The 11503-nt window shown below is 45.9% G+C and carries 11 protein-coding genes; 2 read left to right on the top strand and 9 right to left on the bottom strand.

The annotated features are described in order from the left end of the window. Positions 1–93 precede the first annotated feature (93 nt). Complete coding sequence (locus CLV59_RS03415) at positions 94–1053, top strand: 2-hydroxyacid dehydrogenase (RefSeq protein ID WP_111590588.1); 960 nt, start codon at positions 94–96, stop codon at positions 1051–1053. Between the two features lie 48 nt (positions 1054–1101). Then, positions 1102–3444: a beta-glucosidase gene (locus tag CLV59_RS03410; RefSeq protein WP_111590587.1), complete on the top strand. Its 2343-nt coding sequence runs from the start codon at positions 1102–1104 to the stop codon at positions 3442–3444. A 53-nt stretch (positions 3445–3497) separates the two neighbouring features. Here CLV59_RS03410 and CLV59_RS03405 read toward each other — a convergent pair whose 3' ends face one another. The 9 genes from CLV59_RS03405 to CLV59_RS03365 all read right to left on the bottom strand — a co-directional run bounded on the left by CLV59_RS03405 (position 3498) and on the right by CLV59_RS03365 (position 11462). Further along, positions 3498–3923, bottom strand: a complete 426-nt coding sequence (locus CLV59_RS03405; RefSeq protein WP_111590586.1) for a BrxA/BrxB family bacilliredoxin — start codon at positions 3921–3923, stop codon at positions 3498–3500. Positions 3924–4004: 81 nt separating this feature from the next. After that, positions 4005–4610 carry a BrxA/BrxB family bacilliredoxin gene (locus CLV59_RS03400; protein WP_317048641.1) on the bottom strand — a complete coding sequence of 202 codons (606 nt, stop codon included), beginning with the start codon at positions 4608–4610 and terminating at the stop codon, positions 4005–4007. Then, positions 4579–4983, bottom strand: coding sequence for a DUF6691 family protein (locus tag CLV59_RS03395; protein ID WP_245950761.1), 405 nt, complete (start codon positions 4981–4983; stop codon positions 4579–4581). Before CLV59_RS03395 ends, CLV59_RS03400 begins: the two co-directional genes overlap by 32 nt. 8 nt (positions 4984–4991) lie before the next feature. Then, a complete protein-coding gene (locus CLV59_RS03390; protein WP_211323709.1) occupies positions 4992–5564 on the bottom strand; it encodes a YeeE/YedE family protein in 573 nt (190 codons plus the stop codon). A 2-nt stretch (positions 5565–5566) separates the two neighbouring features. After that, positions 5567–6982 carry an MBL fold metallo-hydrolase gene (locus CLV59_RS03385; protein WP_111590583.1) on the bottom strand — a complete coding sequence of 472 codons (1416 nt, stop codon included), beginning with the start codon at positions 6980–6982 and terminating at the stop codon, positions 5567–5569. Between the two features lie 63 nt (positions 6983–7045). Further along, the gene (locus CLV59_RS03380; protein WP_111590582.1) at positions 7046–7669 is read right to left on the bottom strand and encodes a Crp/Fnr family transcriptional regulator; all 624 of its coding nucleotides are present in this window, start codon (positions 7667–7669) and stop codon (positions 7046–7048) included. A gap of 85 nt (positions 7670–7754) precedes the next feature. Next, positions 7755–9179 carry a glycoside hydrolase family 30 protein gene (locus tag CLV59_RS03375; RefSeq protein WP_111590581.1) on the bottom strand — a complete coding sequence of 475 codons (1425 nt, stop codon included), beginning with the start codon at positions 9177–9179 and terminating at the stop codon, positions 7755–7757. Between the two features lie 21 nt (positions 9180–9200). Further along, on the bottom strand, positions 9201–10610 hold the full coding sequence (locus tag CLV59_RS03370; RefSeq protein WP_111590580.1) for a glycoside hydrolase family 30 protein: 1410 nt from the start codon (positions 10608–10610) through the stop codon (positions 9201–9203). A 12-nt stretch (positions 10611–10622) separates the two neighbouring features. Continuing rightward, entirely contained in the window at positions 10623–11462 is an 840-nt protein-coding gene (locus CLV59_RS03365; protein ID WP_111590579.1) for a glycoside hydrolase family 16 protein, read from the bottom strand. Between the last annotated feature and the right edge of the window lie 41 nt (positions 11463–11503).

Genomic DNA, 11503 nt, shown 5'->3' with positions numbered 1-11503 from the left:
AAGGTATAAAATGCTTTTATTTTTGTTAAACCAGTGTAAACCGGGGAGGCACTATCTTTGTTGCAAATTCCACAGCCACCAATATTTTTTGCTATGAAGGTTTTTGCAACGAGAGTGATACCGGCCGAGGGCCGTATTTTAATGGAGCGTGCAGGCATCAACGTTACCGAATGGAAAGAGAGAAGAAATTTGTCGCCAGACGAGCTGGCCGACCAGCTACAGGATTATGACGTACTGTATTACGCCGGTGGAAAACCAATGCCAAGGCCCTTTCTGGAGAAAGTCACCCATCTGAAACTGATAGCTCTCATGTCTGCCGGATATGATAACATCGATGTTGCGGCAGCGAGGGAACTGGGTATTCCTGTTACCAATGTGCCGGGTATTCCCAGCAAATCCACTGCCGATATAGCCTTTCTCCTCATGCAGGCAGTAGCCAGGAAGGCCTTCTTTATGCATCAGCGCATATTACAACATGAATGGGGATTCTCTGACCCAACTGCTAATCTGGGCATTGACCTGGAAGGGAAAACCCTCGGTATCTGGGGTTTAGGCCAGATAGGTACAGTACTCGCCAAACGTTCCCGTGCTTTTGATATGAAGTTGATCTACAATAATCGCAGGAGAAATATGGCCGCAGAAAAAGAATTTGGCGCACGCTATGTTTCCTTTGAAGAACTGCTGGAGCAAAGCGATGTACTCAGTGTGCATACTGCACTCACAGCCGCTACACGCGGGGTCTTCACCAAAGATATTTTCCGTAAAATGAAGCCAGGGGCCATTTTCATCAATACTGCCAGAGGCGCTATTCATGATGAAACCGCCTTATATGAAGCGATACAGGAAGGTCTTATCTGGGGAGCGGGTTTGGATGTTACGAACCCGGAACCTATGAGTCCTGATAGTCCGCTATTAAGACTACCTACTGTCGCCATTTTGCCACATATCGGATCTGCCACCAGCGGTACCCGCAATGCTATGGCTAGTCTGGCTGCGGAAAATGTGATTGCAGCCATACAAGGAACACCATTGCCGAATCTTATCCAGGAGTAGAAAATATGCTTTAAAAAAAGTATATTAGGGAAGAAGATATCGTTCCCTATGCTACACAAGTTACTCCAACGTATGTCCATCCCTGTACTGTTATCTGTTACAGTAAATACGATGGCACAGGATCGCAACCATATCAGACTTACAGACAAACAGAGTATCCCGCGGGTCATCGCGGCCATGACCGTCGAAGAAAAGGTCAGTATTGTTACGGGCATGGGCCTGCATATAGAAGGGTTACCACCGGGCATTTTACCTCCTGGCAATCCTGCTGATGATGCCGTACCGGAAAAAGTACCGGGGGCCTCCGGCAGAACGCATGCCATTCCAAGATTAGGTATTCCTTCTCTCACTTTTACGGATGGTCCTGCGGGCATACGTATTTCCCCTGTCAGGCATCATGACACTACGCATACCTATTATGCTACAGCCTTTCCTGTAGCTACTTTGTTGGCTTCCTCCTGGGATACTGCTCTGGTAACGCAGGTAGGAAAAGCGATGGGCCGCGAAGCGCTGGAGTATGGAATTGACGTATTACTGGCGCCAGGTATGAATATACAGCGCAATCCATTGGGTGGACGTAATTTTGAATATTATTCGGAAGACCCGGTTCTTTCGGGACTCGTTGCTGCCGCCATGGTACGCGGTGTGCAATCTGCCGGTGTAGGCGTTTCTGTTAAACATTTTGCTGCCAATAATCAGGAGTTCAATCGCATGCAGATGAATACCCATGTCAGCGAAAGAGCGCTCCGGGAAATCTATCTGCGCAATTTTCAATTGGCCATTAAGACCGCCAAACCATGGACCGTCATGTCGTCCTACAATTTCATCAACGGTACGTATGCGTCCGAATATCCTGGCTTGCTGAAAAGCGTACTGCGCGACGAATGGAAGTATAACGGTATTGTGATGACTGACTGGTATGGCGGTAAAGATCCTGTCAAACAGTTACTGGCGTACAACAATCTCCTGATGCCAGGTTATGCGGCACAGTCGGACGCCCTGCTGGCAGCGGTAAAACAAGGAACAGTGCCAATGAAAGTATTAGATGAAAATGTAGCGGGCATATTACAGTTAATCTTACAATCTCCTACTTTCAGGAAATATGCTTATACCGATAAACCGGATCTGGCAGCTAGTGCAGCTATTGCGCGCAGAGCTGGTGCAGAAAGTATGGTGCTGTTGAAAAATGAAAATGCATTACCTGTGGGAGCGCCTGGAAAAATTGCTTTATTCGGCGTGACCTCCTATCGGATTATTGCCGGAGGAACGGGCAGCGGCGGGGTTTTCAAGGCGTATGTAACGGACCTGGATAAGGCCATGCTGCAAGGAGGTTTTGTATTGGATGCCGGATTGCAGACAGAGTACAGTAAATATATCACTAACCAGTTAGCAGAGCAACCTAAATCGCATTCCCTGTTCGGTACACCACCGGCCATTCCGGAATTACAGTTGGATACAGAAACTATTGGCCGCCTCGCTAAATATATGGACGCGGCGGTTATCACCCTGGGACGTAATGCCGGCGAGGGTTCCGATAGAAAAGTAGCGGATGATTTCAATCTAAGAAAAGATGAAATCGCTTTATTGGAAAGTATTAGTCGCGCTTTCCATGCACAAAATAAAAAGGTCATCGTTGTGTTGAATATTGATGGAGTTATTGAAACGGCCAGTTGGCGCGACATGGCAGATGCCATTCTCCTTGCCTGGCAGCCTGGCCAGGAAGGCGGCAGTTGCATGGTAGATGTGCTGAATGGTAATGTCAATCCTTCCGGGAAACTGGCAGCTACCTTCCCTCTTAACTACACAGATGTTCCTTCCGCAGATAATTTCCCCGGAAAAGAAATACCAGGCGCAGATAATTCCGGCGCGAATCCATTGATGGGCAAGCCATCGGAAATTACCTACACGGAAGATATCTATGTAGGATATCGTTATTACACTACTAAAAATATATCGGTGGCTTATCCATTCGGACATGGGTTATCTTATACTACTTTTTCGTATAGCCAGTTACGTTTGAGCAGTCCTGTTTATGTGGCGCCTGTTAAAGTGAGTATTACAGTGGGAAATAGCGGAAAGAAGGCTGGTAAAGAGGTCGTGCAGTTATATGTACAGTCGCCGGCTATAAAAGCAGGAAGGCCGGCTAAAGAGTTAAAAGCTTTTGCGAAAACCAAATTATTACAACCAGGAGAAAAGGATAATTTACAATTTGGGATTACGGCGATGGACCTGGCTTGGTTTGACGAAAGCAGGTCTGCATGGATCGTGTCTCCCGGGATATATACCCTACAACTCTCCGCTTCTGCAACGGATGTGCGACAAACCGCTACACTTCGGGTGGATAAGGAAATGATAGTAGAGAAAGTAAAGCCGGTACTGGCAGCAAAATAATAAAACGCCGTCTCCACTAAGTAGAGACGGCGTTTCTATTTTTATGATTATGATTATCCCGCCACCAATTCTTCCAATGCGCTCACAATGTCGTTGTACACAGCATTGGCATCACGACTTTCAATTCTGAATTTAGGAAGGAAATATACTATTTCTTTATCCTTAAACAGCGCAATGCTTGGTGAAGAAGGAGGAATATCGGGGATATAACTTCTGAACTTTGCAGTTGCTTCCAGGTCCTGGCCTGCGAATACGGTAACAATGCGATCAGGTTTCTTAACGGAATCATCCTCCATAAGTTTCCTAATCGCCGGACGGGCCACACCTGCAGCACAACCACAAACACTGTTGACTACCACCAGCGTGGTACCATTCAGTGCCATCACCTTGTCGACATCTGCAGCAGTAAGTAATTCCTTAACACCTGCATCTACGATTTCATCCTTGAAAGGTTTGATTAATAAAGGAGAATAAGGCATAACATCAGTTTTTGAGGGGTGAAAAAATAGGGTGAATGATAAATCTTTACTAAGTAGAGACGGCCTTTTTATATTAAGTTTCTAAGCGTATTCTTCAAAAACTGACAGCAAGTCAGATGCTACAGCATTGGCATCCCTGCTTTCAATCCTATGTTTGGGAATAAAGTATATAAGTTCCTTGTCTTTAAACAATGCAAAGCTGGGTGAGGAAGGAGGAATGTCAGCAATGTGTTGCCTAAAACGGGCAGTGGCTTCCAGCTCTTGTCCTGCAAATACAGTAACGATACGGTCAGGTTTATGGCCGGACTCATCATCCAGTAATTTCCTTACAGCAGGGCGGGCAATGCCGGCAGCACAGCCGCAAACACTATTAACTACCACCAGTGTAGTGCCAGGCTGATCTAACGCCTTATCAACATCTTCAGGAGTTAATAATTCCTTCACACCAATAGAGGTCAGTTCGTCCTTGAAAGGTTTGATTAATAAAGGAGAGTAAGGCATAACTTTCGTTTTTGAGGGGGATGAAAAAATAAGGTAAATCGAAATATCAAAGACTATAACATTTCGTAATTGTAAAAGGTTATAGGTAGAAGTCGTTTCCCATAATTTCTCATTAAACAAAACAGCCTGTGTCAGTCGACACAGGCTGTTTTGTTTAATGAGGGAGCTTCTCTCTAAATCGGCCATAGACCCATGTTCCGGCAATAGCGCTTAGTAATGTTACCGCTATAACAGTAGCGCCACCACCAGCCTGCGCTAACAACGGCCCCGGACAAGCGCCGGTTAGCGCCCATCCTAAACCAAATATTAATCCACCGTAGATATTTCCTTTATTAAATTTCTTATCTGGTATATTAATTTTCTCTCCGCCAATAGTACGGATACCAAACTTTTTAATCAGCCATATAGACAACATGCCTGTCAACACCGCGCTTCCGATGATGCCATACAGATGAAATGATTGCAGTCTGAACATCTCCTGTATCCTGAACCAGCTCACCAGTTCAGCTTTGACTAATATTATTCCGAAGGCAGTTCCTGCCAATAAGTATTTCAGCATAGCAATGATTAAAGTGATAAGATAACTGGGAGAATCAGGTTGGCCATAATGAAACCGCCTATCATAAAGCAACAGGTAGCTACGAGGGAAGGCCATTGCAGAGAAGAGAGGCCCATGATAGCATGGCCGCTCGTACATCCGCCAGCATAGCGGGTACCGAACCCGACGAGGAAACCGCCGCCCACCATCATGATCAATCCACGTGGCGTTAATAATTGAGACCAGGTGAAGAGGTCATTGGGTACCAGCGAAGAATAATCCTGGATGCCATAGCCCGCTAATTCCTTTACCAGGTGAGGATGCACAGTTACGGCTGTACTATCTCTCAGGAATTCCATCGCTATAAATCCCCCTAGTAAAATGCCCAAAGCAAAAACCAAATTCCATTTTTCCTGTTTCCAGTTATAGTTGAAAAACGGTATCCTGGCGGGCATGCATGCCGCGCATACATGTCGCAGTGATGAAGAGATACCAAATGTTTTGTTTCCGATAATTAAAAGTAAGGGTACAGTTAACCCAATCAGCGGCCCAGCCACATACCATGGCCAGGGCTGACGGAGCATTGCGCTCAGTTGTTCCATTATTAATTTTTAAATGTTCTCGATTGGCATACAAAGTCTGTAACAGGTACAGTTGTTTTATTAATAGCGTTCATACCGCCGGCTATTTCAGAAAAGTTGCGGTAACCGTGCATTTGCAGGATACTGGCGGCAATGCTGCTTCTGTAGCCGCCGGCGCAGTGAATATAGAAATGTTGATTTTTGTGTCCCACTTCTTTCACCCAGGCGCTGATATCAGACAGCGGTCTGTTGTAAGCATCTTTTACGTGTTCTGCATCGTATTCTGTTTGTTTTCGTATATCTATTACCGTTGTATCTTCATTAAATGCTTCGGCGAAGGTGTCTGCGCTGATACGATGAATGGTATCCACTGTTTTACCCGCGTCTCTCCAGCTTTCAAATCCTCCTTCCAGATATCCGATCACGTTATCGAAGCCTACGCGACTTAATCTTTCGATCACTTCCGACTCTGTTCCTGGCTCGCTTACCAGCAGCAGTGGCTGGGCTACATCGCCAACGAGTGCGCCCACCCATGGCGCGAAATCGCCACGAAGACCAATATTCACGGACCTCGGCACAAAGCCTGCTGTAAACGCCGTGTTATCGCGGGTATCCAGGATCAGCGCACGGGTTTCATTTGCAGCAGATTCAAATGCTTCCGGTGTGAGGCCCATCAGACCGCGTTCCATTACTTCATCCAGACTTTTATACCCTTGCTTGTTCATCAAAACGTTGGCAGGGAAATAATCGGGAGGAGGTAGCAGTCCATCTGTTACCGCCTTTACGAAAGAGGCTTTATCCGGTTGATTCAGGGCGTAGTTGAGCTTCTTTTGGTTGCCCAATGTATCCACTGTTTCTTTCATCATATTTTTACCGCAGGCAGAGCCGGCGCCATGTGCAGGATATACGATCACATCGTCTGCCAGGGGCATAATTTTGTTATTCAGACTGTCATACAGCATGCCTGCCAGATCTTCTTTTGTGATATGATCTTTTTTCTGCGCCAGGTCAGGGCGGCCTACATCCCCAAGGAAGAGCGTATCTCCGCTGAAGATGGCGTAATCTTTTCCTGTCTCATCTTTCAACAGGTAGGTGACGCTTTCCAGCGTATGGCCAGGCGTATGTAATACTTGGATGGTTACATCGCCGATTTTGAATTCCTGTCCGTCTGTTGCGATGATGGCTTCAAAGGCAGGATCGGCGGCGGGGCCGTATACAATGGGCGCACCGGTTTGCTGATGAAGGTCCAGATGACCTGATACGAAGTCCGCATGAAAATGCGTTTCGAAGATATATTTAATCTTAACTCCATCTTTGGCAGCACGCTGCAAATAAGGAGCGGTATCTCTCAATGGGTCAATGATGGCAGCTTCGCCAGCAGAGCTGATATAATAGGCGCCTTGGGCCAAACATCCGGTATAAATCTGTTCTACATGCATAGTTATATCCAGTTTTGATATACCAAAGGTCCTATATTAGTTTTTCTTGTACTGTGACATTTGTTACATAAGCTCAATCTTATTTCTGCCCAGTTTCAGGACCTGATTTTCTTCCAATTGTTTCAATAGTCTGGAAACCACTGCTCTGGCAGTTCCCAGCTCATTTGCCAGCTGTTCATGCGTTACTTGCAGCTTTTTGCTGCCTGTCAGCTCCGCTTTCTTTTGCAGCAACTGCAACAGGCGCTCATCCGCCTTGCGGAAGGCAACAGCGTTCACCACTTCCAGTAACTCTTCAAAACGTTTGTGATATAAGCGGAAAATGTAATCCAACCACTCCGGATATTCCTTGATGAATATGCCTACTTTTTCAATCGGCAGAAAATAAATCTCCGCATCCTCTTCCACCACGGCTTTCACTTTGCTTTCCTCCTGGTGCATGCCTCCCAAAAAAGACATAATGCAGCTTTCACCCGCCCTGATGTAGTAAAGCAGTATTTCCCTGCCATCATCATCCGTGCGCATGACCCGCATACTCCCTTTGGCTACAATAGGAATAGCGCGGATATTCGACTGCTCATTCAGAATCACATCCCCTTCTTTAAACGTCTTTACATCACTGTATTCATACAACTTCTCTCGTAATTCAGGAGAAGATTGAAAAGCAGTTATTGAATTCAATATATCCATACCTACAAATATACGAAAAGCCCTCCGGACGAAACGGAGGGCTTTATATCATCATCTACTCGTTATGAAATACTTATATATTAGCCTATTCTATTATTAACGTACTGATGGAATGTGGTTGACTACTAGTGGCCGCAGCTTTACCCGCAATCCACAGGTGATACGGGATTTCTTTGTCGCTCATATTCAGCACCACTACTGCCAGTTTTCCATCCTGATTGCGGAAAGCGGTTGTTTGTAATGGAGAGCGGCTACTGGAGCTCACTATTCGCTTAGCGCCAGGGCGAATGAATTTAGAGAAATGCCCCAGGTAGTAATAGGCATTGGTATAAATAAGTTCTCCGCTTCTGGTATCTGCATGCACCGGGGCAAAGCAGAAATTACCCACGTGATTAGGGCCGCCGTTTTCATCCAGCAGCACGTTCCAGTCAGTCCATGCAACGGTGCCACTGTTAAAGTCGTTCACCAGGGAATAGCCGTAACGTTCGCCTATAGCCCAGTCATGCAGGCGATTGTAGTCAAATTTTTCTACGCAACCTTCGGTAAATACGAGGTTAATATGTGGGAAAGCCTGTTGTACCAGTCGTTCGTTCTGGAACTGCATATCGCTGCCCGTCCAGGTTTCGTACCAGTGATAACCGATACCCCAGATGTATTTGGCTGTTTCTTTATCCTGTAACAGCGTACTGGCGCGTTGATAGAGCAGATCGCGGTTATGATCCCAGGAGAGTAATTTTTTATTGGACATGCCCGATTTCGCCAGCGTTGGTCCGAGGTAGCCTTTGATGAAATCTCTTTCTTCTTCCGCCGTGAAAATGCAGGACTCCCATTTCTGTTTGGCCATCGGTTCATTTTGTACACTCAGTCCCCATACAGGAATACCCAACGCTTCATAGGAACGGATAAACTTGATATAATGATTTGCCCATGCCTGATAATATTTGCGGAGCAGATGACCGCCATGCAGCATATCGTTGTTATCTTTCATCCATGCCGGCGGACTCCAAGGGCTTACAAACAGCGGCAGTTTACCTCCCGCCGCCTGGGTAGCGGCTTTGATGAATGGTATTTTATACTGCAAATCATGTTTGATATTGAATGTTTTTAAGGTACTGTCGTGCTCCTCGATGTAAGTATACGTATCACTGGAAAAATCACAACTTTGAATATTGGTACGTGCAAACGTATACCCGATACCGTTATTCACATTATAATATGCTCTCAGTAATTCTTCTTGTTTTGCTTTAGGCAATTTGGCGAAAGTTTCAGCAGAAGCATCTGTCAGTGCGCCACCAATACCAGTGAAGGTTTGGAAGCTTACTTTAGGATCTACAAAAACGCAGGGCTCCGTTTCCAGCGGCTGAGGCATGGATTTAAATTCCAGGGTGCCTGTTTGTGCCAGTCGCAGATCCGTATTCGCAGCCGTTGTGTATACGGTGACTTTCTTTTGCTGACTGTAACTGCTCATCGCGCAGGCCAGCAACATTGCGCTTAAAATTATTCTTTTCATGGATTGAGTGCTCAAATATATTTACCAGACATAGGTTCCAACAGCATGACTCTCCAGTCTGGCCACTGCCAGTTTACCGTTGTCATTTACCTGGAATTCCTGTGCCTGTGGATGATTGTTTACAACTATCAGTACTTTTTTCCCGGCAGGGGTGATAAAAGCTACGTTATCGAGATTTGATATAACGGAAGACGCCACCCGAACGGACCCAGGAGCTACAAATTTAGCAGCGTGGCCAATTACATAGTAAGATGAATTCCGCGTTACATTACTACCATCAATGGTAACGCCGCCCAGGCATTGTCCGCAACCGCCCTTATCCGTATGTGGGGTAAGTGCGGGATTGGAGGTCAGATTCCATTGCAACACGTTTCTGCTCCAGTTACGTGTAGCCCCCACCGTTAAGCGTGTAGTATTCCCCGTTAGTTCCCTACCGAAATTCCCTTTACCATCTGACCATTGCTCTGTGAAGTAAAGATGTTTATTGGGATACGCTTCATGTACTTTAGACATGGCGTCTATAGTGCCTCCGTAGAGGTGGAACGCAGAACCGTCTATGTAAGGATACGCTGCCTTATCCGCCAGTATACTCATGGGATATTCCGGCTTATCGCAGTTATGATCGTAGAGGATGATTTTCGTTTTCAACCCTGCGGCCTTGAAAGCGGGTCCCAGTGCAGTTTTGATAAACTCCGCCTGCTCTGACGCCTGCATTACCATACTGGGATTATTACCGCCATGCAATGGTTCATTCTGAATAGTGATGGCATCAATGGGAATACCCACCGCCTTCATCGCACGGATGTATTTTACAAAATATTGTGCATAGGCGCGATAGAATTCCGGTTTCAGACTTCCTCCGATAAAACTATTATTGGTTTTCATCCAGGCGGGGGCTGTCCAGGGAGAACCCAGTATTTTAATACGGGGATTTAACTGGAGGATGCGTTGCATAACAGGAATCAGATCCACTTGTTCCTGGGCAATGGAGAAGTGTTGCAGACTCGTGTCTCCCGCAACATCATCATATGTAAACACCTCCGCACTCAGATCCGATGCGCCAATACTGAGTCGCAGATAACTGATACCTATACCATTATCTTTTGTCAGAAACAATTCTTTCAACAGTGCATCTTGTGCAGCAGCGGGCATTTGATGGATATGGGTGGCACTGCCTCCTGTAAGGGTAAAACCAAAACCATCTATACTCTGGAACCGCTCTTTTGCATTTACGTTGATGACAGGAGTACCGTTATCTGTAGTACCGAAAGGACTCGCCTGCGATTGATGTTGCAGCAATGCAGAGCGGTCCGGATTAGTGATCCAGGCTTCCATGGCGGGTGCATCGCCCTTTTTATTTTTTTGGGCAGACACGTTTCCCACCAGTAGCAGGGATAAAAAATATATAAGGATATATTTGTTTGTTCTCATAATTCGTGGATATTAAGGTTGATCTATCATTCGGTATACCCGCACATAATCTACCAGCATAGTGGCAGGAAATATGGCATCATCTACGCCTTCTTTGCCTCCCCAGTCTCCGCCCACAGCGATATTCAACAGCAAATGAAATCTTTTGTCGAATGGCCATACTTCGAAACCGGCGCCTTCATTTTTCATTTCGAAAACTTGTTTATCATCGATATAGGCGCGTAAAGTAGCTGGCGTCCAATCCAGGCGGTAGGTGTGAAAAGCCGAATAGATGCTGTCAACCTTTGTAATACTTGTTTTCTGCGTATTGATTTTAAAATAATACGCTTTGGTATGGGTACTTACATGCACATTTCCAGGATCGTACCCCACATGTTCCATGATATCTATTTCCCCGGAGTTAGGCCATCCGCCGTAGGTCCAGTCGGTGGACAACATCCAGATAGCAGGCCAGGTACCTCTTCCCGAAGGAAGTTTAGCCCTAATTTCAAAGCGGCCGTAGAGGAAATCCCCTTTCCCTTTTGTGATGAGTCTTGCTGAAGTATAATTGCGATTTTCTTTTGTTTCCTTCTTTGCAACTATTCGTAACAAACCATTTTCCACGGTAGCATTACCGCGATCGGTATAGTATTGCAGCTCATGATTTCCCCATCCTCTGCCCCCGATATCGTAGCCCCACTTGGTGGAATCGGGCTGGCCGGTATAGTTGAATTCATCCGACCATATGGGCGTTTTTTCAAAGGCCCATTTTTTATCAACGATGATTTTTTTAGGGGAGGTGGTATCGCTATTTCCCAGGCATATATGCCCGGCAAGCAGCAGTGGAAGGCACAAGCCGGCAAGCAGTTTCATAACAACAAATATTTAGGTAAGAATGGAGTCGTTACTGTTGG

This window comes from Chitinophaga dinghuensis, from assembly GCF_003259435.1.
Lineage (GTDB): Bacteria > Bacteroidota > Bacteroidia > Chitinophagales > Chitinophagaceae > Chitinophaga > Chitinophaga dinghuensis.
This window is presented reverse-complemented; position numbering and strand designations above follow the sequence as displayed.

Excerpts from the sequence above, each read along its gene's own strand:
- CLV59_RS03385 (WP_111590583.1), bottom strand. The coding sequence starts at position 6,982 with ATGCATGTAGAACAGATTTATACCGGATGTTTGGCCCAAGGCGCCTAT.
- CLV59_RS03405 (WP_111590586.1), bottom strand. The coding sequence starts at position 3,923 with ATGCCTTATTCTCCTTTATTAATCAAACCTTTCAAGGATGAAATCGTA.
- CLV59_RS03380 (WP_111590582.1), bottom strand. The coding sequence starts at position 7,669 with ATGGATATATTGAATTCAATAACTGCTTTTCAATCTTCTCCTGAATTA.
- CLV59_RS03390 (WP_211323709.1), bottom strand. The coding sequence starts at position 5,564 with ATGGAACAACTGAGCGCAATGCTCCGTCAGCCCTGGCCATGGTATGTG.
- CLV59_RS03400 (WP_317048641.1), bottom strand. The coding sequence starts at position 4,610 with ATGGCCGATTTAGAGAGAAGCTCCCTCATTAAACAAAACAGCCTGTGT.
- CLV59_RS03415 (WP_111590588.1), top strand. The coding sequence starts at position 94 with ATGAAGGTTTTTGCAACGAGAGTGATACCGGCCGAGGGCCGTATTTTA.
- CLV59_RS03365 (WP_111590579.1), bottom strand. The coding sequence starts at position 11,462 with ATGAAACTGCTTGCCGGCTTGTGCCTTCCACTGCTGCTTGCCGGGCAT.
- CLV59_RS03395 (WP_245950761.1), bottom strand. The coding sequence starts at position 4,983 with ATGCTGAAATACTTATTGGCAGGAACTGCCTTCGGAATAATATTAGTC.
- CLV59_RS03370 (WP_111590580.1), bottom strand. The coding sequence starts at position 10,610 with ATGAGAACAAACAAATATATCCTTATATATTTTTTATCCCTGCTACTG.
- CLV59_RS03375 (WP_111590581.1), bottom strand. The coding sequence starts at position 9,179 with ATGAAAAGAATAATTTTAAGCGCAATGTTGCTGGCCTGCGCGATGAGC.
- CLV59_RS03410 (WP_111590587.1), top strand. The coding sequence starts at position 1,102 with ATGCTACACAAGTTACTCCAACGTATGTCCATCCCTGTACTGTTATCT.